The sequence below is a fragment of the Fodinicola feengrottensis genome (genome assembly GCF_039530045.1).
Lineage (GTDB): Bacteria > Actinomycetota > Actinomycetes > Mycobacteriales > HKI-0501 > Fodinicola > Fodinicola feengrottensis.
This window is the reverse complement of the sequence record NZ_BAAANY010000001.1, coordinates 337996-360628: the sequence shown is the minus strand read 5'-3', so window position 1 is coordinate 360628 and position 22633 is coordinate 337996. Positions and strand designations below refer to the sequence as shown.

The following is a 22633-nucleotide window of genomic DNA, read 5'->3' as shown; positions in this document are numbered from 1 at the left end:
ACGAGGGCAAGACTCATGGCAGATGTCCCTTCAGGACGACGCCGGGTGACATGCGGGAGCGAGGGTGACGGGGCACCCAGGGGGTGGGCGGTCAGCCGCTGGTGGGCGGTTCGACCACCGGAAGCTGGTTCCGCAGCGCGACCACGATCACAGAGCCGCGGGGCATCGGCGCATGCGGATCAGCTGCCTGCGCAGCGGTGTGCGTGGCGGGGGTGGCGGGGACCCTGACGGTGGCCAGGTAGCCGCTGGGCCGCAGGACAGCGCGGATCGCCGGCAGCAGTCCTGTGCGGTCGGCGGGGTCGGCGCGGCGGGTGCTGGCGACCACCAGCGTGGCGCGGTCGGTGACCCGGGACATGTCTTCGGTGAGGATCGCCGCGACCTTCTCCGGGCGGACAAAACCGACCCGCATTATGGCGCGGCGAGTGCCGGGCAGGGCCGACTCGCGTAGGCGGCACAGCGCGTTCAGGTGCGCCTCGGTGGCGGCAATGTTGATGCTCCGCCGGCCGAGCCGGCCGGCCGCCGCGGCCAGCGCGGTGATGCCGTCGAGGTTGACTACCAGGTCGCCGGGCTGGGTGTACTCGGCGATCAGCCGCTCGGCCCAACCGGGATCGGTGGACAGGGTCCGCAACGGTGGTCCCGGGCGGCCAGCGGGCACGGCTTGGCGCGGCAAGACGTCAGGGTCCAGGTCGGTGACGAGGCCGCGGTCCGGCGCTGGACGTCGAACGGGAAGGGCAAGGGGCGGCGGCGCGATGTAGGTCATGGCGGGGCTCCACGGTCGGCGAGGGAGTCGGTGAACTGCTCTCACCTGACCAATGCCTTTTTTGGGGCCCTGACCGAACACCGAAACCCGGAATTCGTCCGCCGCTATGACCGCCAGGCGGGCTGAGCACTCGCCGGATCCCGCGCGCTGTGACCGCGACCGGGACCGCAGAACACCACCTCCCATCAGGGGTGACCGGAGTCACATTCGCGGGGATGTGTGGTGCTTCGAGATGTCGGTGCTTGCAGCGACTGCGGCACCCGATGAGTTACCTAGGCATCGTTGCATGACCTTGTACATCCCCGCTGACCAGCGGTTTCGCCGACGGGTGTCCCCGACGGGACGGCGTGGACCAGGCGGCGGCGCGGTTCCGGTGAACAACCTCCGGGACCGAGTAACAGAGCGCGTACCTGGGCGGGTAGCTCACCGAGTACGTCCGCTTCCGGCGCCGCCGGTACCCGCGCTGTCACCCGCCGGGCTACCCGCGGTCGGCGCTTTCTGTGCTGCGTCCCCGCCGCCGTCGGGACGTACCGGCAGCGGCTCCCGCATCGCATTGAGGTGACATCACATGTCCGCATCACCGGCCCACAACGAGGCCGCCGACAGCGCCTACGCGTCGACTGCCGCAGCGCCGCCCGAGTCCACTCCCAGCTCCCCGCGCAGGCCGCGGTCAGGGTCGCCGTCCGGGTCGTTGTTGGACGAGATCGACGCCGCTTTCCGGTTGCTGGTGACCGGTCCTTCGGCGTTGTCGATCGACGGTCGCCAGGTTGGTCTCGGGCTACCGGCGCGCCCGATCCCGCTGTTGGAACTGAAGGCGATGTTGCTGCACCCGTCGTGCTCGCCCCAGACCCGTGACGCGGCGTGGGCGGTACTGGTGACCCGAGCGCAGAGCGGTGACCCGAGTTGGGTTCTCGGCGCGTTCGGGGTCGCGATCCCCGGCCTTCGCAAGATGGGTGCCCGGCTCACGCACGGGCACACCGGCCGCACCGTCGACCTGGACGCCGAACTGGTGGCCTCGTTCCTAGAACACCTCAAAACGATTGACCCGGCAGCCACCGACCTGTGCGGGCGGCTGTGCTGGCACGCCTACAAGGCGGCGGCGAATCTGCGGCGCAGCGAGTCCGAACATGCCGACCGGCGCGCCTCACTTCCCGGTTCGTCGGCCCCGCGAGTGCCGTGGGGGCATCCGGACCTGGTGCTCGCCCGCGCTGTCGAGGCGCGGGTGATTACCGCGCAGGAGGCGGATCTGATCAGCCGCACCCGGGTCGGTGACGAGCTGCTCATCGACATCGCCGCGACCTTGGCGACCAGTCCGGACGCGCTGCGGATGCGGCGAAAACGAGCCGAGGCCCGCCTCGCCGCGGCGATCACTGACGGTGATCTTTGAGCGAATTCCGGGGCGCCGTGTTCGGTCGAGGCCTCTTTTTCGGCATTGGTATGGGTGAGGGGAACATTCGCCCACCCGAACCCCGAGCGGATGTCGCCCCCACACACCCCGGAGGCCGGACGAGGCCTGACCCTCCGGCCTCCGGGGACCAACACCCGCACGAAGCCCCCAGCACCGCGACCGCCTTTCTGGGTCGGCGCCGCGCGCCCCGGCACCGCGAACGCGCGGCCGGCCGCGCCACAAGCCACTCTCTCTCCTTCTTCCTCGGTAGGTGACCTGTGTCCACCGTTGTCCACGATCGTCGCGCGCTCTGCGACCCTCCACCCGCCTCCGCCTCGTCCGGTCTCACGCCACCACCCCCTCCCTCACCTCCGGTATCGCACTCACCGGTGTCCAACCCCCCGCCGGAGACTCCGTCCGGCGGCGGGCGGGTTCGAAACGCGGTACGCGTGGCGGTGGTCATCGCGGTCGCTGTCGCGGTGCTGGCGTTGGTGGTCTCGCCGCTGCTCGCGGCGACCGTGGCCAACGAGCCGCTCGCCGCAGCAGCGGACATGGCCACGGTTATCGGGCGAGCCAAGACCTGGTTGATCGGCCTGGCCGCCGCGGTCTTCGGAGCGATGTTCGCCTTCGGAACGATCCTCTACATGGCCTCGGGCATCGGCCAGAAAGAGATGGGCAAGAAGACGATGCGCGACGCCTGTGTCGGCATCTGCCTGTCCGGTCTCGCGACGCTGGTGTTGGCCATCCTGCAGAGCTTCGTGGCCTGAGATGACCACGATCCCCACATCCACATCCGGGCCCACTCACGCCGCACGGCGCCGGGCCGGTGGGCCGCGCCGGGCCGTGACGCTAGCGCTCACCGTGGCGATGCTCGCTGGTGGTCTGGTCGGCGCGAGTCTGGTCGTGGGGATCGGACCCGCGCGGCCGGCCGCGGCCGCGCCGTGCGTCGGCGGCGAGCCGGTGATGCCCCCGCCCGGGGTTCTTCCCTCGCCGTGGCCGGAGCAGCCTGCGCCACCGCCGGGAGGCTACTGCGCTCCACATCCAACCGCGTCGCCCACTCCGGTGTCGCCCAGCCCACAGCAGAGCTTCCCCGACGCGCCGCCGGAGGTCACAAACCCGGTCACGGGGTGGATCACCGACGCGATCTCCCAGTGGCTGGCCGGCGTCATCGCCTCCGCGATGACACCGGTCCTGACGTTCATGGGCCAGACCGTGCTGATCACTCCGGACCCCACCACCAACGGGCGCGTCCTGCAGTTGTGGGAGGCCACCCGGATCGCGGCGAACACCTGCTTCATTCTGCTGATCCTGGTCGGCGGGTTCCTGGTGATGGGCCGCGAGAGCATCCAGACCAGGGTCGGGATCCGCGAGATCGCGCCGCGGATCGCGATCGGGTTCATCGCCGCGAACACCAGCACGATGCTGATCTCCAAAGCCATCGAACTGGCCAACGGGCTGACCGCGGCCATCGCCGGCCAGGGCGTCGACACCGCCGCAGTCAGCGCCTCACTGCAGCAGATGATCACCAACCAACTCAACGGGCTCGGGTTCCTGGGCAGCCTCCTGGAGCTCGCGCTGTTGGTGATGGCGGTCATGGTCATCGTGACCTTCATCGTCCGGATGGCCGCGATGGTTCTGCTGGTTCTGGCCGCGCCGATCGCGCTGTCCTGCCACGCGCTCCCGCAGACCGAACGGATCGCGTTCACTTGGTGGCGAACCCTGGTCGCGTGCCTAGGCTCCCAACTCGGACAGGCGCTGTGCCTGGTGGTGTTCCTGCGGGTCTACCTGTCCCCGGCCGGCAGGACAGTGCTCGGGTCCCCGGCCACCGCCGCCGGATGGGTCAACGTCCTGGTCGGTGTCTGCCTGCTGTGGCTGATGGTCAAGATCCCGTTCTGGGCGCGCCGCGCCGCGTTCGGCGGCGGCGGTCATTCCCGCATCGTCGGCATCGTCAAGACCATCATCATCGCCAAAACCCTCGGCGTCCTGGGCGTCGGCCGCCACGCCACCAAAGGCGCCAAGGCCGCGAAGGGCGCTCAGGCCGCAACGACCGCGGCCGGCGCTCACGCCAGCAAAGGAGCACGCGCCACCACGGCCGGATCCCGTGCAGCCGGGAAACGGACCAAGGCGGCCGCGACCGGGGCGGGGCGTCCCACGGGCGCCGCCGCTGCGGCGACCTTCTCGCACGCACCCATCCATCAGGTTCCGCTGGCGTCCCCGAGCGGCACCAGCGGCGCCGCAGCTTTCAGCCACGCTCCCGGTGGCACATCCGCGCGGCAGACCGGTACGCGTCCGGCGCCGCCCACATTCTCCCATCCACCCACACCGGGACGGCCCACCGCGGCGACCGGGAAGCCACCCGCGCCCACCTCTTTCAGCAACTATCCCGGACCTGACCGTGCACGCCGCACACCGCCAGTGGGATCCCTGCGGGCCACGTTCAGTGACCCGCCCGCACCTCACGCAGCACCCAGGCGACCCGGGTACGCGGCGCGACCGGCGTTCTCCGACGACCCCCACCGCACACCGCCGAAGGCACCCGGAAAGCCCGGCGGCGGTACTCCGCCGCGACCGCCACGACGGCGGCCAATCCCACCGACGGGAGGTAAAACGTGAGCGACTACGACCCGTATGGCAGCACCCGGCTGCCCGCCGACGTGGACCGCCCGGACACGCTGATGTTCGGCCTCACCGCCCGGCAGATCCTCGTCGTCGCGGTCGTCGGCGTGGGGCTGTGGGTCGTGTGGATGCTCGCCTCGCCGCACGTGCCGCTGCCGGTGCTGGCCGTGATCACGGTCCCGATCGCGGCCGCCGGGCTCGCGGTCGCGGTCGGTCGCCGCGACGGACTCCCGCTGGACCGGTGGATCGCCGCCGCGCTGCTGCACCAACTGCGCCGCAAACACCTCGCGCCCGCCGGCACCGGCCCGGCCGCCCAGGACCCGGCATGGGTCCGCACCACCGCCAGTCGCCGTGGTGGCCCGGCGCGACCGGCGGCGCCGGGGTTGCTGCGGATGCCGGTGCGCGACATCGCCCGCGGCGGGGTGATTGATCTCGGCCGCGATGGGCACGCCGCGATCGCGGCCTGCACGACGGTGAACTTCGCGCTGCGTACCCCGGACGAGCAGGCCGCGCTGGTCGCCGGGTTCGGGTCCTGGCTCAACGGCCTGGACTCACCCGCGCAGATCGTGGTCCGCACCCACCGCGTCGATCTGACCGGCCTGGCCGACCTGATCACCGACACCGCCCCCGCGCTCGCGCACCCAGCGCTGGAAGCCGCCGCCCGGTCGCACGCCGAGTTCATCCGCGACCTCGCCGACACCCACGAGCTGCTGCATCGCGGTGTCCTGGTCGCCGTGAGGCAACCCGGCACTGGCAGCCACACCGCCGCCCGCGCGGCGCACACCGCCGAACGCACCGCCGCGACGCTGGCGGCCTGCGAGGTCAACGCCCGGGTCCTGGACGGTCCAGCGACCCGGCGTGTCATCGCCGACGCCGCCGACCCGTACCGCACCGACCAACCCAACCCCGACGACGACGACACCGCGTACGCGCCACCGGACGCCGTCATCACCGCCAGCCACAACGCGCCACCGATCTGGCAGCAGCCCTACCCGGACGAGCAGGAGGTGACCCGCTGATGTCCCCACCACGGTCATGGAGCCCGCTCGGTCTGCTGCGGCGCGGCACCCCACCGGGCGACGACGGCCAACCCGATGCGGGTGCGCGGATCGCGCCGGATGGCGTGCAGGTCGCCGCCCGGCATGTCCGGGCCGGGAACGGGTATGCCGCCACCCTCGCCGTCACCGGCTACCCGGCCGAGGTCCCCGCCGGGTGGCTCGAACCGCTGTTGGCCTACCCCGCTCGGCTGGACGTGTCACTGCACATCGAACCGATCCCGACCCTGACCGCCGCTCGGCAGCTCAAGAAGCAACGCGAACGGTTCGAGGCGTCCCGCCGGTACGCCGCCGAGCACGGCAACCTCGACGACCCCGAAGTGGAGGCCGCCGCGTACGACGCCGCTGACCTCGCCGGCCGCCTGGCTCGCGGCCACGACCGGCTGTATCGGGTCGCGCTCTACCTCACCGTGCACGCCGAGACCGAGGACGCGCTGCACCGCGACCTCGCCGAGGTCCAGGCTCTGGCCGACTCGATGCTGCTGCAGGCGACACCGGTGACCTGGCGAGCGCTGCAAGGCTGGTCGGCCACGTTGCCGGTGGCCGTCGACGCGCTCGGGTTGACGCGCACCATGGACACCTCGGCGTTGGCCTCAGCGTTCCCGTTCACCTCCGCTGACCTGCCCGCGCTCGACCCGACCCGGCCCGCCCAGGTCGGCGACGGGATCCTGTACGGCACCAACCTCGGCTCGCCGGGGGTGGTGGTCTGGGACCGGTGGGCGTGCGACAACGCCAACATGGTCATCCTCGGCCGCTCCGGCGCGGGGAAGAGCTACCTCACCAAACTCGACCTGCTGCGCAACCTCTACCTCGACGCCGACGCCACCGTCATCGACCCCGAAGACGAGTACGTCGACCTCGCCGCCATGGTCGGCGGCACCACCATCCGCCTCGGCCGCACCGGTGTACGCATCAACCCCTTCGACCTCCCCCAACCCGCCACCCACAACGTCGACATCGACATCGACATCGACATCGACGCGGACCCGGCCGGTGGATCGGACGGCCTGACCGGGCAGGCGCTGTTCATCCACACCCTGCTCGGCGTACTGCTGGAGCAGCCACTATCGGCCGAGCAGGCGGCAGCGGTGGACACCGCGATCATGGCCGCCTACCGCGGCGCGGGCATCACCACCGACCCGCGCACCTGGCGCCGCCCAGCGCCCGTTCTCGCCGACCTCGCCGCCGCGTTACGGCAGCGCGGCCTGGTCGGGACCTCGATCGCCGACCGGCTCGCGCCGTATGTCACCGGAAGCCACCGCGCGATGTTCGACGGCCCCACCACCGTACGAGCCGGCGGGCACCTGACCGTGCACTCACTGCGCGGGCTGCCCGAGGAGTTGCACGCCGCCGGCACCCTGCTCGTCCTGGACTCCGTACGGCGCACCATCACCGACCCGACACGGTCGCGACGCCACCTCGTCTACGTCGACGAAGCCTGGACCCTGCTCCGTGACGGACACGGCGCACGGTTCCTCTACCGGATGGCCAAAAGCATCCGCAAGAACAACGGCGCCCTCACCGTCACCACCCAGGACGTCGACGACGTACTGCACTCCGACCTGGGCCGCGCGGTCCTCAACAACGCCGCCACCCACATCCTGCTCGGACAGTCCCCACAAGCCCTCGGCGCCGTCGCCAACGCATTCACCCTCACCGCCGGCGAACGCACCTTCCTCGCCACGGCCCGACGCGGCCACGCGCTCCTAGCAGGCAGCAACCGCCGGGTTGGCTTTTCTGCCCAAGCCTCGCCCGAAGAACAGCGTGTCATTCGAACAGACCCAGGCTTCACCTCCAGCCCCCACCAGGGCGCGACCCACTAACCAGCACCCAGCGCCACGCCCGACGCCAACCACACGTACCCCGACGCACTTGGTCGGCGGCGACTCAGCTCCGCCATGCCTTCACCGCTCTCCAAGGAGGAAACCATGCACCAGCACCCCTCGACCGGCACCACACCGCACCGCGGCACCGCCCAGGTCCACCACCCGCACAGCGAGCAGCGCCGCGCCACCGGCCTGCCGCTCTTTTCCCACGAGCAGCTGCGCATCGTGGTCGGCCTGTTCGTGCTGACCGGAATCTCGGCAACGTTCGCGATCGGCGTGACCGCCTTTGTCGTCCTGTCCTACCTGCACGCCGCGCTCGCCCCGGCCCTGTACACGCCGTGGCACACCGGCTTCCCGTTCCTTCCGTAGAACACCTGCTGCCCGGCCCGGTGCGTCTACCCGAACGCACCGGGCTGCGCTTGCTCATTCGCCTCTGCCCGCTCATTCGCCGTCGGCGGTGCTGTCGTCGACCGGACCTTCGAGGATCGACATGCGACCGTCATCCGCCCCGCGCGTACCCACATCCGACCGTCCAACGTCCCGCCGGTGGCGCCACCTGCCTGCGACGGCGGCGGTGACCGGGTTCGCGGCCACGGTGGTGGCGGCGAACACGCTCACCGCGCGGATCGGTGTGCTGCCGGTCGGATTCGGTTTGCTCGCTCCGGCCGGTGTATACGCCGCCGGCGCTGCAATGGCCTTGCGCAACACCGTCCAGCACACCCTCGGCGCGCGCGGCGCGTGGGCGGCGCTGGCCGCCGGGACCGTGCTGTCCTACCTCACCGCCAATGGGCACGTCGCGACCAGCAGCGCGATCGCGTTCGGCGCCAGCGAAACCGTCGCGATCGCCTTCTACGGCGCCCTCGCACAGTGTCGCGTTCGGGGGCTGCTGGCCAACGTCGCAGGGATCGCGGTGGACAGCGTCGTATTCGTCTGGCTCGCGTTCGCGACCCTCGCCTTCGTCCCCGGGCAACTGGTGGGTAAAGCGTGCGGGCTGCTGATCGCGCCGCTACTCATCTCCTGCTGCCGGTGCCTGACCCCCGCCGCGCCGGTGCCGGCCCCGTGAGGTTCTTCCTCGGCACCCACCACCCGCACTGGCTGCGGCATTTGACCGTGCCGCTGTTCGTGTCCGACCGCACCCTGCGCCGCTATCGAACCCTGCCGGTCGCGACCTGCCCGTGGGCGCTGGACTCGGGCGGATTCACCGAACTGTCCACCCACGGCAGCTGGGCACACGGCCCCAGTCCGCGCGCCTACGCCGACCGGGTGCGCCGGTACCGCGACCAGATCGGCAACCTGGCCTGGGCGGCGCCGCAGGACTGGATGTGCGAACCGTTCATCACCGCGATCACCGGCCTGTCGGTCGCCGAGCACCAACGACGCACCGTGCAGAACTACCTCACGTTGACCACCATCGCCCCGGATCTGCCGTTCATCCCTGTGTTGCAAGGGTTCGCTCCGCCCGACTACGGGGCATGTGTACGCAGGTATCAGGACGCCGGGGTGGACTTGACGACCTGCCCGGTGGTTGGGGTCGGGTCGGTATGTCGCCGGCAAGGCACCGCCGAGGCGGCCGAGGTCATCGCGACGATCCGGGACGCCGTTCCCGGTGTGCGGTTGCACGGATTCGGAGTGAAGTCCACCGGGCTACGTCGGTACGGGCATGAACTTTCCAGCAGTGACAGCCTTGCCTGGTCGATGGCGGCCAGGCGAGAGGCACCGCTACCGGGCTGCGATCGGCATGCCAGTTGCGCGAACTGTCCCCGGTACGCGCTGCGCTGGCGCGACAACTTGCTCTCCTCCCTGTCTCCCAATACCGCCGGCCCCACGGTCCCCGTCCGGTCCGAGTCGAGAATTCCGACTGTCCGCGCACCGAAGCAGCGCCCGAGGTCGCCGCTGCATGGTTCCTCGCAGGTGCGACACGCACTGCGGTGAGTGGACACGTGGCCCGGTCTTTCTCTTCCATTCCTAGAAACCGTGGGGTGCTCTCATGTGGACCATCACAGCTCCGGCGGGTGCCATCGAGCCAGCTATCGGAGCCACCGCCCACACTGACGTGTCCGGCTGCGGGCGGGCGCTGTGGACCGGAGTGCTGACCGGCGACTGGCGTACGCCCCGCAGATGGCCGCTGGCGACACCGTCGCCGGGCGTCGTTCTGGCCGTGGCCGCGGCCGTGGTCGCGATGGTGGCGTTGTGGTGGGTCGCTCGGTTGGTGGCGACCCACCGCGCACGGCAGCGTGCGTGCTGGTTGGAGATCGCTGTTCCGGACGGGTTGGGTGCGCGGCAGATCGCGGGTTTGTGGCGGTTGGTCGCGGGGATCCTGCCCGCTGCCCGGTGGTGGCGGCTGACGCCGAGGCACGTCAGCTTCGAGGTGCACGCGACCCGGGACGGGCTGCGGTGCGGGTTGTGGCTACCGCCCTCGGTGCATGCCGACCCGACCAGCCGGGCGATCACCCGGGCCTGGCCGGGCGCCCACGTCACCCACACCATGACGCCGCAGTTGCCGGTCGATCGGCCGGTGGTGGGACGGAGGCTGCGGTACCGGCGCACCGCATGGGACCCGATCCGGGACGAGACCACCCTGGACCCGCATCGCGCCGGGCAGCCAGGGTGGGCGCCGTCCAGGAATGAGGAGACCCACGCGGTCTTCGACGCTCTGATGGCCGCGGGAGAGGCCGGCTGCGGCCTGCTGCAGATCGCGATCAGTCGACCGAGCACCAGCCAGCTCGCCGTCCTGCGACGTGCCGCCGACCCCACCGCTCCGACCGGCCTCAGCCACTGCGTCGCGCGACTGCCGCTGACCATCGTGCGCGTCGCAGTGGGCACCATGCTGGACATTTTCGGGCCGGACAGCCCCCGCTCCGCCGGCCCCTACGGTGTGGCCGGCGACACTGAGCCGCGGCCGATGGACGTGGTCGCCGCGCGAGCCGCGCGGGCGAAGCTCGCGGCGGCGCCGCACTATGTCGTCGAGGTCCGGGCCGCTGTGTCCAGCCGTGGCCGTCGCGGCGCGTCCGCAGTGGCCGCGGACATCGTTCGCGGGTACGCGCTGCTGACCAACGCGCTGATCCCCGCACCCTGGTGGCCGGTACGCCGCTCCGTGTCCACCCGCCGCGCGCCGGGCCGGCACGCCGTTCTCACCACTGCCAGCGAGGCCGGCGCGCTCACTCCTATACCGACCGAACCGGCGCTCTACCGGATGGCCACAGCGCCCAGCCGCCACCGCCCGGCCACGGCCGACCTGTGGACTCCGGAAGCCGGCACTTGGAGCGAACCCGCCGCCGACCAGCGGCTACCGTCTCGGCCCTTTCCTACCACCGACGAGGATCCCCGACGTGCCCACTCCCGCACCGCGCGCCCGACCGCCCGCCACCGCGCCCGACACCACGGATAAACACGCGCCCCGTCGAGGGCTGCGTCTCGTCGCAGCCGGCGACCGAACTGGACCGGCCGGCAAGGTGCTCGGACACACCACCATCGGCCGCCGTACACCGGCCGGGATCTCCCTGGCCGACGCACGTCAGCACCTGCAGGTACTGGGGCCGACCGGAACCGGAAAATCCACCCTGCTGACCCACATGGCCGTCGAAGAGGCCAAGGCGGGGCGCGGGATCGCTGTGCTGGACCCGAAAGGTGACTTGGTGCGGGGAATCCTGGACCAGTTGCCCGCTGACTGCGGCGACCGGCTGGTGCTCATCGATCCCGACGACGAGGAGGCGTGGCCGGCGATCAACCTGCTCGACCTCACCGCCTCCCCGCCCAACAGCGGCGCGGCGTACCGGGCGGCCGGATCAGCAACAGCCGTCATGGGGCAGCTGTGGGCAAGATGGTGGGGACACCGTTCCGCGGACATCGCCTACCACGCGGCACTCACCCTCGCCCATGACCCGAACGGCACGCTCGGTCAGATGTCCCGGCTGCTCACTGACCACCCGTGGCGCCGCGGCGTCGTCGCCGGGGTCCGGTCCCGGCTCGGTCCGCTGCGAGAGGGCACGCTGGGTGAGTTCTGGGGAACGTGGGACCAGATGCCCAGCGGCGCCCGGTTGGCGGTCGCCGCGCCGTTGCTGGCCAAGCTGCGCGCGGTCCTGGGGCACCCGCTGCCGGCCGGCCTTTTCGGACTGCCGCGTACGACTTTCCGGTTCGAGCAGATCCTGGATGGTGGCATCCTGCTGGCGAGGTTGCCGAAGGACGACATTGGTCTGGACACCGCGCGGCTGGTCGGCTCGATGCTCACCACCGGCCTCATCCACGCCGCGGGGGCACGAGCCAGGCAACCTGAATCCGCCCGGCTGGACGCGACCGTCATCCTGGACGAGGCGCACAACTTCCTGCATCTGCCGATCGGCGTCGACGACGCGCTCGCCGAATTACGCGGATTCCACGTGTCCCTGGTACTGGCTCATCAATACGTCAACCAGCTCACCAAACCCATGCAGGACGCGGTGGACGGCAACGCGCGGAACAAGATATTCTTCAACCTGGGTCCGCGGGATGCCAAGGAGATGGTGGGGCACGTTCATCCGTACCTGGATGAGCAGGATCTGCGGCGGCTGGGCGCGTACACCATCGTCCTACGGGCGATCGCCGACTCCCGCCCCATCCCACCGGTCACCCTGCACACGTTCCCGCGCTCACCGGTCATCCCCGGCCGAGCCGACGCACTGCGCCGCGCGGCGCGCGCCAACACCGGCATCCCCGCCTCGATACGGGAAAAACTGTACGTCCCGCCCGCCGTCGCCGACCTCCTCGCCCTTGACGACACCCTCGATCAAACCGACGAACCGCTGGCACCGTCAGCACTGTTCTCGGCCGACGGGCCGCCCTACGGCGACACCGTCACGAACCCATCCACGGCTTGGGACAGTGACACGGAACCCTGGTAATCCAGGGGACAGCCGGTGGCTCAACGGGTGGCTCACTGGGTGGCTCATTGGGTAGCCCAAGAGAAAGCCACTAACGAAAGGGCATCCGCGCAGGTCACGAAGAGCGCGCGGCGTGCGGGATGTTCCTGACTGGTCTACGACCAGGGAGTGAACGGCTGAAGGCGCGGACAAGGAGCCTTCCATGGGCAGGCTCCAAGCCCGCGCCTTCAGCCGTTCACTCCCTGGTCGCACGTTTGCGTTCGTCCGGCGCGAAGGCCGATGGCCAGATCCCGACAGGCGCGCCTCGACAGCGCGTGGAACGTGCCGGAAGGCGAAACGCGCGTGCGGCGCAGCGGCAGCTCGCAATCGCGCGCCAGCGACCCGGATAGACGGTGCGTGTAGGTAGACATGAGTGCGACCCTCCTTTGGGGGTGAATTCGCGTGCGAGCTGTGGGCACCGCACGACGTTTCACGTCTAATTCTAGCGAGCCACATGCACGGTGCCAAGAGACGCACGTTCCGTGTTTTCCTTACTGTGAGCCAAGAGTGGTGGCACATAATTACGTCACCTCAGGTCTTGGCAACTGTGGGGTGAGTCGGTAGCTTTTCATTAGTCGGAGCGAACGGGGAACCGCAAACCTCGTTCGCACCGATTCCCACGAACCAACCGAATGAAGGATGTGGCGCGACATGTCCACAGATCTGTACTGCCCGGATGTCGACAGGTACTGCATAGCTGTCGACAGCGGCCAGACTGTCCGAGAGGTGCTCGACGCATTCGAGACCGACTCCGACTCGAGTGCGGCATTTACCGAGGTTCTGGAATGCTTCCCCCAGTCCGAATCCGCGCTGTACTTGGTTCCTCTGCTGCACAGGATCCACGTGGACGACTTCGAGCCGAGGGGCGACGATCTCCCGTCGGTCGGCCGGTACGCCGAGCGTGGGTCGAGACTGTACGAACTGGAAAAACTCGGCATCATCACGGACGTCCGTACCGAGTGGACCGAAACCTCGAGCGGCGCGTACCTGTCCGACGGTCGCGCGCTGACCACCCTACACGTCCCGAAGACCGTGATCCCTGTCGAGGTGCGCTACCGTTTCCCGGACCGCTGGGACAGTTACAGCCACAGCTACGCGTCACACTGGGAAGTCACCGACCAACTCGACCCCGTACCGGCCGGCTGGTATCTGATCGGCGAAACGGGCGACTACACCGCGAAAACTGTCGGTGTCGCCTACCTCGGGGATTCATTCGGAATGAGTGACGATTTCATGTGTCACGTTGCCGAGGTAGAAGGTTTCACAGCTTCACGATGCGAGGCGCAATGCGATGCCTGCGAAACGCGATGGTTCGCCGAATCCGGCTCGTGGAGGTTTCAGCCCGAATACGGATTCGATGCCGACCCGTGGAATTTTGACGACGCTGCAGGGTTCGAGACCGACAATCGAGTCTCCTGCCCACAATGCGGCACGGGGCGCGTCGGATTCATGGTCATCTGAAGGCTTCAGAGGCTAGTACTCAGATGTGGATTCGGTAGACCCCAAGGGATTCTCAACCGTCCGAGAGAGCGCCACCTCGGTCCGCTGACCCCACGCCGACGACTGCGACCGACGCACGTCGTCACCCTTTCAGGCATATGCCACATGAACCTTTCATCAGAGTACGGAGTTTGTCATGCGAACCATGGTTTTCCGCAACAAAAAGGATGAGTGGCCGGTACTGGCGCGGTTCCTTAGCGACGGGTGCGACTTCCGGAACAGCAACGGATCCATGCGCGGAAGCGCCCATCCACACAATGAAGCGGCCGGTTGGGGCAGTGGCACGGGGAGATTGTGCCAGCGCTGGCGCGAGGTTTTCCTCACCTTGCTGCGAAGTGGTGGCCCGCAGGACGCGATGGTTTACGTCGTTTACTCCTATCGGACCCCTATCGCGTGGTACACGCCTACGCAGGGCTGGACAGTACCTGCCGAGCACTACTCCCAAACCACCACCGGACACCAGAATCTTGTGCGCCTCGCTGTCGATACCTACCGGGACCGACTCCACACGAAACGGCACCAACCATCGCAATCCTGATCGCTTCCTGAGCGAGCCACCCCGTTCATCTGATCAACAAACATGCTTACGCCTGAATACGTCTGGAGTGCGCCTGATGTCCACGAAACTCACCTGGCCACAGCTCGGCGCCGAATGCCTACACCTCGACAGCCATCGGTCCATCCAATCCCTCATGAGCGCACTGGACACGAATCCTCAGAACACTGAGGCATTGCGAGACGTACTCGGATATATACCGGACACCAATCTCTTCTTTTCCGGGTTGGCGGATCCTGACCTCGTTCAGTTCGATATCGCCAACCCGAACGACTGCGAACCGTACTCAACATCCCAAGACTCCGGCACCGACTGGGAATACAACCTTACGCGTCTCGGAGTCGTGACCAACGCGCGGACCGAATGGTACGACGCACCAGAGGACGCCTACGTCAGCGGTTGGCGTTGCCTGACGAGCGTACTCGTTCCCATCTCTGTCCGACCTACAGAGATAGCCGTCTATCAAATGGAAGACTCCGGATGGTGGCAGGGGCAGGTCGGGCGCCGATTCGACCCGATCCCAGCAGGCTGGTATCTCGTCGGCAGCAGCGGAAATGATAGAAACGATGGAGACGTCCAGTACACTTGTTGTTACCTCGGCGATGGCGGCCGGCGCGATCTTGTCGACAGCATTCGGCAGCGTATCAACGACATTACCGCCTTCCACGCTTCGCGCTGCGACATTGAGTGTTCCAGCTGCGGATCCCATTGGTACGCCGACAGCGGATCCAGGGATTTTCAGCCAACGACCATCGCAGATCCACTGCATTTCGGGGAAATCGAATTCGAGCGGCCGTACTCCCTATACGGCGACGGCAGAGCACGTTGTCCGCGCTGCGACCAGTGGACCCTGACCTTCGCAGTTTCCGCCACCCCACCCGTTACTCCCCCGCAAACCGGCATCCCCTGCGACGCCACCCCGACAGAGAGCGCTTCCTCTTAGAGAACGCCAACCAATCGTCACCCAATACAGCACTCGATCTGGCCAGACGTCCCGCGCGCGGCCCGAGAGAGCGCCACCACATCAAACCTACTTCCCCTCTGAAAGAGAGTAGCCAAACTCATGAATCGACAGGTCGCAGAACCGGAGGACGGCGAGAATGTTGTGGTCCGCACCGACCACGACGAACCCGAGAAATTTCCGGCTCTTATTTACATAGACGACGCTGGTCAGTACCGGGCGGATTTCAGACCAGAAATCGCGTCAGCGATCGTTGAGTGGATTAATGGCGAATATTACGAACGCGGAACAGGGCAACATGCTGAGTGGGATGGGGACGCGATCGTCGTGCAGTCCACCTGGCCTGGTTACGATTTCAGTCCCGAGCGCTACGAACCGCGAGACGATGGCCGATACAGCCTCGGTCACCGCTACTGGGACTGGGTGCCGGTACCCACACCCGCAGACGACGCCAAACACCCGTGGTCGATCCCTGAGTCACACAAAGGCGAACTACCGGTAACCATGTTTTTTCATCACGATGGAACCGATCCCGCCTTCCCCGCGCTCATAGCGGATGGAGCCTCCGGCGCCGCTTTCCGGCCTGAGGTAGTACAGGTAGTCATGGATTGGATCAACGCGGAGAACGCGGCCAGACCCGACATTGTGCGTGAACGCGCGCGCTGGGACGGCAACGCCGTCGTGACGACGGACAACTCAGGTCAGGAAACAGAGCGCTACGAGCTGGGATCCGACGAGGACGGTCGATACGCTCTCAGGGTGCTCGGCTGGGGCTGGGAGAGCTGGGATCCGCAACCCCAGTCCCGTAAGTCGGATTGAGAGAGCCACCCATTCATCCAGAGCCGACCCCAAAATAGGAGCCGACATGGCACAGGGAATGGTGCGCTACGCAGGGTTATCTGGTCGCCTCGGCTTGGACCGCAACGGTCAGTCGCCAAAGGGAGACCCACATGCTTGACGACGGCGGTACGAAACAGGGTTTATCCATTCCGGAAGCACAGGATGGCGAATTCGCGCTCACGATCCGGTTTCGTAACGACGGAACCGATCCACTTTTCCCGACACTCGTGGAGTGGATCAATAGTACACAAAGTCAGGCGCAACCAGGCGTCGTCGGTATGCGCGCACGGTGGGACGGTGAGGTGCTGGTGCTGACCGACAGCCACGGACACGAGCGGGAACGATGCGCAGCTGACACCGAAGCCGAGAATCGTTACCACCTCACGCAGCTGCGCGGTTGGGAATGGCGGCGGCGGCAAGATGGAAGCCCCACCGGTACCCGCGATTAATCCCTGCAATGTTTCTGAGAAAGCCCCCTCCCAAAGGGGCCGGCGCAGCCCATTCCAGGCCGACGGGCTTGTAGCCGGCATGAAACGACACGCATACACGCACCCGGGTGCCCCCTCGTACAGGGCCGCCGGGTGCGCGGCCTGACGTCTGCGTCCACCCCTGCCACCCTCGTTCGTGGCGGAGATTTTGGCTGTGTTCAAGCAAGGGAGACAACAGGATGCCCGACACATGCACGACCACGACCCGGAGTGTTGCCGACGAATTGGTGCGGATCACACCCCGGGATCTGTGGCTATTGGAGCTGCTAAGAGAGCACCGCACCCTCACCACCGAACATCTCACGACCCTCGGTTTCCTCAGCGGCCATCGAGCCCGTAAACGGCTGCTGCTGTTGCATCGCAGGGACGTGCTGGACCGGTGGCGGTATCACGTACGGCCAGGTTCACAGTCGTGGCGGTGGACGTTGGGTCCTCTAGGCGCCGCTATTCTCGCTTCCCGAGACGGCCGCCCCGTCCCGCGGCCGGCGTCGGTGCGCGCGGCGACCGATCGGCTGGCGGGTTCTGGCGCGATCCACCACCTGTTGGGCTGCAACGGGTTTTTCGTCGCACTGGCCTTTTACGCCCGCGCGCATCGGGGGTACGAGCTGGGTCGGTGGTGGTCGGAGAAGCGGGCGACCGCCGCGCTGCATCGCGTGGCGCGGCCCGATGGGCACGGTGTGTGGGTATCCGGTGATACGAGGGTGCCGTGGTGGTTGGAGTTCGATACGGGCTCGGAGGGACTGCGACAGGTGACGGAGAAGCTGACCGGCTATGCCCCGCTGGTCGGGACACAGTGGAACTTCCCGATCCTGTTCTGGTTCCCGACGCCGGCCCGCGAGCGAGCGGTGCGGCATGCACTGCACCGCCGGGTGCCGCCTGGTCTGGTGGTCGCGACCGCCTCCGGCCGGCCTGAGACCAGCAACCCGGCCGGCGCGGTATGGCGTGTAGTCGGCGATGAGGGCGCCGTCCGCACGCTCGCGGATATCCCAGTCGCGGATGAGCCAACGTCCACGATCGGTGCCCGTCCGGGCCTGCTGGGGGCCGCGGTGGACCGCGAGGGGATGGGGACTGAGACCGCGTCTATGTCGTCATCCACCGAGCCGGAGTGGCATCACCAGATGCCGGTAGGCAGCAGAGGCGCGGATACCGTTGGGCTCGTCAGTCAGCAGGATCGGTTTGATCGGTGAGGTGACGTGCAGGACGACCGTGTCGCCTTCAAAGCATCGCAGTGCGTCGACGAGGTAGGCCGCGCGGAACGCGATCGGCTTCTGGAGCTCACCGTCGATCCGCGCCGGCTGCGCCGGCCCCGTCGCGCTGTTGGCGTGCTGGTCGAGCATCGGGAAAACCGTCAGTGTGTCAGTGGCGAGCGTGAGCCTGAGTTGTTGGGTTTTGTCTACCTTGGCGACGCAGATCGCTGCCGCGCGCTGCACATCGGCCAGCAGTCGGGCGCGGTCGGCGACCACGGTCACCGTCGCTGTGTCGGGAAACAGTGTGTCGATCCTCGGGTAGTCGGCGTCGATCAGCACGTTCGTCACAATGGTCACGAGCCCGCAGGTGAACCCGACTGGGAAACCGTCACGATCATCCATCCCGATCCGCACGTGGTCGCCGGTCAAGCGCGTCGGCAGCATGGAGAGCACATGACCGGGTACCAACGCTTGGGTTCTGCGGGGCAGGTCCAGCGGTGTGGTGATCGCCGGGACGGTCGCGAGCGCCAACCGGTATCGGTCGGTGGCGGCGAGAGTTGCGCGACCGGCCCGGACTTGCATGCGTACGCCGGTCAGCATCGGCAGGGTGTCGTCGTCGCCGACCGCCGGCAGCACACGTGAGAGTCCGTTGGCGAATAGGTCGCGATCGACCCGCGCGACCAGCCGCGGCGCGGTGGCCGCGGTGGGGTACTCGTGGTGCGGGTAGGTGGTGACGGGTACTCGGTATCCGGCGAGATTGATCGTCGCATCGCCTGTCGCGTTCGTGGAGAGGGTGACCGGTTGCGCATCGGCGTCGCGTTTGCGGGCGCCTTTGGTCATCGCTGCCAGTAACCGGGTCAGCTCGCCGTGGTCGACCAGCAGCCGCCCGCAGGAGGTGGCCGCGCCCGGCACGCGTACGCGGATGCTGGTCTCGTAGTCGAAAGCGCTCACCGTCAGCTCACCATTGGGCGCGCCCTCAAGGAGGACACCGCTGAGCAGCGGGACCGGCGGACGGTTCGCTACCGCCGGCGAGACGACGCGCAACGCCTCGACCAGTGTCGCGCGGTCGGTCGCTACCGACAACAACACGGAAACGTCGGCCGCGTGGCCTTGGCCGCCCCGGTTGCTGTCGATTTCGTTAGCATGGATGGTGATTGCGGACATAGTCATGACACTTTCTCCTTACCTGATTTGGTTTCTTTCGGTGGGCGGGCGATTTGCGGAATCGCGTCGCACCCGATGAATGAAAAGCTACCGACTCGATATTGCGCCGCCAAGAGCCTGCCGCCGGTAATTATGTGCCACGACCCATGGCGCACCGTGAACCACAGAATCATCCCCCATAACTGGCTTTTCCGTCGTCACGGTGCGCCAAGGGTCGTGGCACATAATTACCGCCGGAAAAGTCTTGGCGGCGCGCAGTGCGGTCGGTACCTTTTCAATCAGTCGGCCACCGGGAACCGCAAACCCGCCGCCGGACTATCCACGAAACCAACCCGAACGAAGGTGAACCGGATGCCCGCCAGACACCATTCCTCCCCGCCGCCATAGCGCCGGAACCGACGCCTACACGAAGACAGCGGCAACCGATGAGCGAGCGCGAGAGCGCCACCTCAGGCCCGGAACTTCGTCGAGCGAGGTGCGCTCTTCATCAGCGCGCAAGAGTTTCGTTGTGGCCGGAGACACAGACCGGCGGTGGCCTGACTGCGAGGGGGAGACAGGCCGCCGCCACCTTTGCACAACCTGGTCTTCTCGGTCGTCAGACGGAAATACGAACGCGGAGGAGAAATACGCATGTCCACGTCGATTCAGCCGCGTCCGCCGCTGCACGCTACGTGCTGGAAGACAACGCCAGCCGCGGACATACGCCGCCTTTGACCGCCTCAAGTGGGCGGAGGCAGAGCTCGACACGGTGCGCGGCGCCGCCATCTGGCCGCACTGCCCCGACCGCTCCTCATCATCTTTGTCCTATGAGTGAAGAGAAAGTAGACACCGCCGTGAGCAACACCGAACTGCCACCGGTCATCGCAGGTGGTACGGATCATCTAACCGGTCTCAATGGACTGGCCGGCCGGGCGATCCAGGCGGCTATGGTCGCCCGGGCGACGGATCCGGGTTTCGCGCGTCGCAGGGAGAACTGGCAGCTGTGGCAGCAGCGCACGGCCATCGCGCGGCAGGTGGCCGTGGCGTTCGATACGCCGGTCGCCGCCATCGTCGTGATCGATGACCCCGACCGCCGATATGGACTGTCCGGTCAATGCCCGGGCACGCTGGTCGTGCTCACCGATCCGGTCGCCGGCAAGGAATGGCGGTTCATTCCCTCCAGCTCCGCGCCTTTGACGGCATGGTGCCTCCTGCAGGAGTGCCCGCAATGTGCCGGCGTGGTGCCGGTGGCGGACGTGGCCAGTTTCGCTGATCTCGGCGACTATCTCGACCGCCCCGACCCTGTCCTGCGCCCGTTCGAATTCAACGGCGACCCCGCCCACCACTACGACTGCCCGAACGGAACCACAAGGCAATAGACGAAAGCGAAGATCCAAATCCCGCTGTCCGGTCGATCCGGACCCCAACTTCGCTACAGAGAAAGGCCATCCGCCATGACCACCCTGCAGGACAAGGTCCGCGACTCGCCACGAACCGACACCGTAGAGAGCGCCACCCCCCTTCCTCCAGACATCGCCGATCCGCCGTCCAGGCTGGTCGAGGACCGCCCACCACGACGCGGCCGAGCAGACAACGGGCCGACGACACATATCCCGACGCACGCTGCCGCGGTAAACGGCGACCCGGGCTTCGAATCAGTCGGACACAGCAATTTCTGGACTAACGTTGGAATCCTGACTGTCGGCCTGACTTCCGGCACGATCTCCTGGACAGCCTGGTCGCACATGGCCGAGATCGTCGGCATGACCGGCTCCCTCAACCTGTTCGGTCTGCATGTCCAGCTGGCGTGGCTGCTGCCTATCGCTGTCGACGTTTTCCTGGTCACGACCACTGGTGTATGGCAGTCCCGGAGCCCACGAGCCGATCCGGACATGGACTGGATGGCCGACGAGGACGGTAACGAATATCCCAGCAAGTTCGCGGACGACTGGGAAAAGGTGGATCGGGAACAGACCGACCCAATTTTGACGTTCGCCCGCCGCTGCGCGCTCGGCGCGATGGCCGCATCCGTCGGCGCGAACGCCGCCTATCACCAGCTGACCCTCACCGCCGGCGTCAACGGTGTCTGGTCGTGGATCGCGATGGCAGCCGCCGCGCTCCCACCGGTGATGTTGGCGCTGGTCGCGCATCTACGGGCGCTGCTGACCGCCGACCGCCGCCATACCGACCAGCGCCGGGCCGCTCATCGCCGCGCCGTTTTGCGTTGGCATGCTGAACAGATGCGGTCGGTGCCGCAGGATGCCGGTCCGGACGAGGATGCCAGCGAGCTGGACGACACGGATCCAGACTGCGAGGAGAGAACGGTCAAGGCCGACCTGATGCGGGCGTACTTCCGCGCACATGTCGCCCACGGGCACATCCCGACCGGGCAGGAAATGGCCGACCATGCCCACGCTTCGGGCAGCCATGCCCGCACTGTCCGTCGAGACCTGCTCGAAACCCTGTCACCCGACCGACCGATGACCACGCGCGCGTCAACACCAGGCGGCCCTCCGTCCGCATCTTGAGCGAGCCAGCCCTGCCTCACCTGGCGTCGGTCTCGAACCCAGTTGTCACCAACGGCCGCCCAGGCAATCCCGCCGACACCCGATCTAAGGCAACTGGCGCTACGGACGGCGACACCACCGTATTGCGGCCGGTCCCCGTCGGCTGACCTCTCGCACCTCAGGCCAGCTCGGGAGTTCGTGATGGACGGTGGCCGGGGCGGAACGCCCTCAAAAGGGCGCCGCAAACCGCCTCGGCCACCTCACCCACGCGCTCCCACGCGGCCCAACGCGAACGCGAAAGCCGACAAAGCACGAAAGGCGTGCTGTCGATCTTACGGACACAGGGCACATGCGGAAGCACCCCGTACGTACTAACCATTTCCACGTCAGGAGACGGACATGGCCCAAAGAACGGTCGCCGGCCGGCTGCTGTTGGACCGTGACGGTGTAGCTGAACGCCTCGGCGTCTCCCCAGGCACCGTGTCCTACTGGCGCTACCGCCGTAGCCACACCCATTTCCCCATGCACCTCCCGGTCGATGACCGCTCGCACTGGTGGGACGCCGAGGACATCCGCGTCTGGTGGCACGCCCACCAGGCAGCCAAACGCGCTCGCCTGACCCCGGTCGATCGCACCGGCGACCCCGATGACCTCATCGAATCCACCGAACTCGCCCGTGTCCTGGGCTACCACGGCCCACGCAGCATCCAACCGGACCTGCTGATGCTCGCTGACGACTGCGAACCGACCTCCAACGGCGGATCACGCCGCCGCTGGCTACGCAAAACAGCCTGGCACTACGCCGACACCCGAGCCACCACCCACAGCACCGGCCGCCCGCGATCGCCCGTCCCTCACGAACGCAACGCCGACGACCCAACATCCTCCCGCGATCAAACAGAACGGTGAAAC

Annotated in this window: 21 protein-coding genes; 19 read left to right on the top strand and 2 right to left on the bottom strand. The window is 67.6% G+C overall.

From position 1 onward, the window contains the following. Positions 1-91: 91 nt before the first annotated feature. Positions 92-760: a hypothetical protein gene (locus tag ABD301_RS01685; RefSeq protein WP_344306447.1), complete on the bottom strand. Its 669-nt coding sequence runs from the start codon at positions 758-760 to the stop codon at positions 92-94. A gap of 568 nt (positions 761-1328) precedes the next feature. On the opposite strand from ABD301_RS01685, the gene ABD301_RS01680 reads away from it, so the two are divergent. The 16 genes from ABD301_RS01680 (at position 1329) to ABD301_RS01610 (ending at position 18071) form a co-directional block, all read left to right on the top strand. Then, positions 1329-2147, top strand: coding sequence for a hypothetical protein (locus ABD301_RS01680; RefSeq protein WP_344306445.1), 819 nt, complete (start codon positions 1329-1331; stop codon positions 2145-2147). Between the two features lie 449 nt (positions 2148-2596). Beyond that, positions 2597-2914 (top strand): hypothetical protein, encoded by a 318-nt coding sequence (locus tag ABD301_RS01675; protein ID WP_163571971.1) that lies wholly within the window; start codon positions 2597-2599, stop codon positions 2912-2914. 1 nt (position 2915) lies between these two features. Beyond that, a complete protein-coding gene (locus ABD301_RS01670; RefSeq protein WP_344306443.1) occupies positions 2916-4760 on the top strand; it encodes a TrbL/VirB6 family protein in 1845 nt (614 codons plus the stop codon). Continuing rightward, positions 4757-5782, top strand: coding sequence for a PrgI family protein (locus tag ABD301_RS01665; RefSeq protein WP_344306441.1), 1026 nt, complete (start codon positions 4757-4759; stop codon positions 5780-5782). Before ABD301_RS01670 ends, ABD301_RS01665 begins: the two co-directional genes overlap by 4 nt. Then, positions 5782-7641 carry a VirB4 family type IV secretion system protein gene (locus ABD301_RS01660; protein WP_344306439.1) on the top strand — a complete coding sequence of 620 codons (1860 nt, stop codon included), beginning with the start codon at positions 5782-5784 and terminating at the stop codon, positions 7639-7641. Before ABD301_RS01665 ends, ABD301_RS01660 begins: the two co-directional genes overlap by 1 nt. A gap of 105 nt (positions 7642-7746) precedes the next feature. Further along, positions 7747-8013, top strand: a complete 267-nt coding sequence (locus ABD301_RS01655; protein ID WP_163571966.1) for a hypothetical protein — start codon at positions 7747-7749, stop codon at positions 8011-8013. 121 nt (positions 8014-8134) lie between these two features. After that, positions 8135-8707 carry a hypothetical protein gene (locus ABD301_RS01650; RefSeq protein ID WP_344306437.1) on the top strand — a complete coding sequence of 191 codons (573 nt, stop codon included), beginning with the start codon at positions 8135-8137 and terminating at the stop codon, positions 8705-8707. Next, positions 8671-9576, top strand: coding sequence for a deazapurine DNA modification protein DpdA family protein (locus ABD301_RS01645; protein ID WP_344306435.1), 906 nt, complete (start codon positions 8671-8673; stop codon positions 9574-9576). Before ABD301_RS01650 ends, ABD301_RS01645 begins: the two co-directional genes overlap by 37 nt. 55 nt (positions 9577-9631) lie before the next feature. Next, positions 9632-11032: a hypothetical protein gene (locus ABD301_RS01640; RefSeq protein ID WP_344306433.1), complete on the top strand. Its 1401-nt coding sequence runs from the start codon at positions 9632-9634 to the stop codon at positions 11030-11032. Further along, the gene (locus ABD301_RS01635; RefSeq protein ID WP_344306431.1) at positions 10974-12521 is read left to right on the top strand and encodes a type IV secretory system conjugative DNA transfer family protein; all 1548 of its coding nucleotides are present in this window, start codon (positions 10974-10976) and stop codon (positions 12519-12521) included. Before ABD301_RS01640 ends, ABD301_RS01635 begins: the two co-directional genes overlap by 59 nt. Before the next feature lie 669 nt (positions 12522-13190). After that, positions 13191-14000, top strand: a complete 810-nt coding sequence (locus tag ABD301_RS01630; RefSeq protein ID WP_344306429.1) for a hypothetical protein — start codon at positions 13191-13193, stop codon at positions 13998-14000. A 175-nt stretch (positions 14001-14175) separates the two neighbouring features. Continuing rightward, positions 14176-14577 carry a DUF8033 domain-containing protein gene (locus ABD301_RS42730; RefSeq protein ID WP_486320477.1) on the top strand — a complete coding sequence of 134 codons (402 nt, stop codon included), beginning with the start codon at positions 14176-14178 and terminating at the stop codon, positions 14575-14577. Between the two features lie 76 nt (positions 14578-14653). Further along, positions 14654-15538, top strand: a complete 885-nt coding sequence (locus ABD301_RS01625; protein ID WP_344306427.1) for an SH3 domain-containing protein — start codon at positions 14654-14656, stop codon at positions 15536-15538. Between the two features lie 120 nt (positions 15539-15658). Further along, complete coding sequence (locus tag ABD301_RS01620; RefSeq protein WP_344306425.1) at positions 15659-16375, top strand: hypothetical protein; 717 nt, start codon at positions 15659-15661, stop codon at positions 16373-16375. 131 nt (positions 16376-16506) lie between these two features. Then, on the top strand, positions 16507-16845 hold the full coding sequence (locus ABD301_RS01615; protein ID WP_163571958.1) for a hypothetical protein: 339 nt from the start codon (positions 16507-16509) through the stop codon (positions 16843-16845). Between the two features lie 218 nt (positions 16846-17063). Further along, positions 17064-18071 (top strand): replication-relaxation family protein, encoded by a 1008-nt coding sequence (locus ABD301_RS01610; RefSeq protein WP_344306423.1) that lies wholly within the window; start codon positions 17064-17066, stop codon positions 18069-18071. Here ABD301_RS01610 and dnaN read toward each other — a convergent pair. Further along, positions 17973-19241: a DNA polymerase III subunit beta gene (dnaN, locus tag ABD301_RS01605; RefSeq protein ID WP_163571957.1), complete on the bottom strand. Its 1269-nt coding sequence runs from the start codon at positions 19239-19241 to the stop codon at positions 17973-17975. The two genes, ABD301_RS01610 and dnaN, sit on opposite strands and share 99 nt — an antisense overlap. Before the next feature lie 800 nt (positions 19242-20041). On the opposite strand from dnaN, the gene ABD301_RS01600 reads away from it, so the two are divergent. From ABD301_RS01600 to ABD301_RS01590, 3 genes are all read left to right on the top strand, one after another. Then, on the top strand, positions 20042-20593 hold the full coding sequence (locus tag ABD301_RS01600) for a hypothetical protein (protein ID WP_344306421.1): 552 nt from the start codon (positions 20042-20044) through the stop codon (positions 20591-20593). 75 nt (positions 20594-20668) lie between these two features. Beyond that, the gene (locus tag ABD301_RS01595) at positions 20669-21742 is read left to right on the top strand and encodes a hypothetical protein (protein WP_163571955.1); all 1074 of its coding nucleotides are present in this window, start codon (positions 20669-20671) and stop codon (positions 21740-21742) included. A gap of 378 nt (positions 21743-22120) precedes the next feature. Continuing rightward, a complete protein-coding gene (locus ABD301_RS01590; protein ID WP_163571954.1) occupies positions 22121-22630 on the top strand; it encodes a helix-turn-helix transcriptional regulator in 510 nt (169 codons plus the stop codon). The last annotated feature ends 3 nt before the right edge of the window (positions 22631-22633 follow it).

Coding starts and splice junctions, on each gene's coding strand:
- ABD301_RS01685 (WP_344306447.1), bottom strand. CDS start 760: ATGACCTACATCGCGCCGCCGCCCCTTGCCCTTCCCGTTCGACGTCCA.
- ABD301_RS01680 (WP_344306445.1), top strand. CDS start 1,329: ATGTCCGCATCACCGGCCCACAACGAGGCCGCCGACAGCGCCTACGCG.
- ABD301_RS01670 (WP_344306443.1), top strand. CDS start 2,916: ATGACCACGATCCCCACATCCACATCCGGGCCCACTCACGCCGCACGG.
- ABD301_RS01660 (WP_344306439.1), top strand. CDS start 5,782: ATGTCCCCACCACGGTCATGGAGCCCGCTCGGTCTGCTGCGGCGCGGC.
- ABD301_RS01655 (WP_163571966.1), top strand. CDS start 7,747: ATGCACCAGCACCCCTCGACCGGCACCACACCGCACCGCGGCACCGCC.
- ABD301_RS01650 (WP_344306437.1), top strand. CDS start 8,135: ATGCGACCGTCATCCGCCCCGCGCGTACCCACATCCGACCGTCCAACG.
- ABD301_RS01640 (WP_344306433.1), top strand. CDS start 9,632: ATGTGGACCATCACAGCTCCGGCGGGTGCCATCGAGCCAGCTATCGGA.
- ABD301_RS01630 (WP_344306429.1), top strand. CDS start 13,191: ATGTCCACAGATCTGTACTGCCCGGATGTCGACAGGTACTGCATAGCT.
- ABD301_RS42730 (WP_486320477.1), top strand. CDS start 14,176: ATGCGAACCATGGTTTTCCGCAACAAAAAGGATGAGTGGCCGGTACTG.
- ABD301_RS01625 (WP_344306427.1), top strand. CDS start 14,654: ATGTCCACGAAACTCACCTGGCCACAGCTCGGCGCCGAATGCCTACAC.
- ABD301_RS01620 (WP_344306425.1), top strand. CDS start 15,659: ATGAATCGACAGGTCGCAGAACCGGAGGACGGCGAGAATGTTGTGGTC.
- ABD301_RS01615 (WP_163571958.1), top strand. CDS start 16,507: ATGCTTGACGACGGCGGTACGAAACAGGGTTTATCCATTCCGGAAGCA.
- ABD301_RS01610 (WP_344306423.1), top strand. CDS start 17,064: ATGCCCGACACATGCACGACCACGACCCGGAGTGTTGCCGACGAATTG.
- dnaN (WP_163571957.1), bottom strand. CDS start 19,241: ATGACTATGTCCGCAATCACCATCCATGCTAACGAAATCGACAGCAAC.
- ABD301_RS01600 (WP_344306421.1), top strand. CDS start 20,042: ATGAGTGAAGAGAAAGTAGACACCGCCGTGAGCAACACCGAACTGCCA.
- ABD301_RS01595 (WP_163571955.1), top strand. CDS start 20,669: ATGACCACCCTGCAGGACAAGGTCCGCGACTCGCCACGAACCGACACC.
- ABD301_RS01590 (WP_163571954.1), top strand. CDS start 22,121: ATGGCCCAAAGAACGGTCGCCGGCCGGCTGCTGTTGGACCGTGACGGT.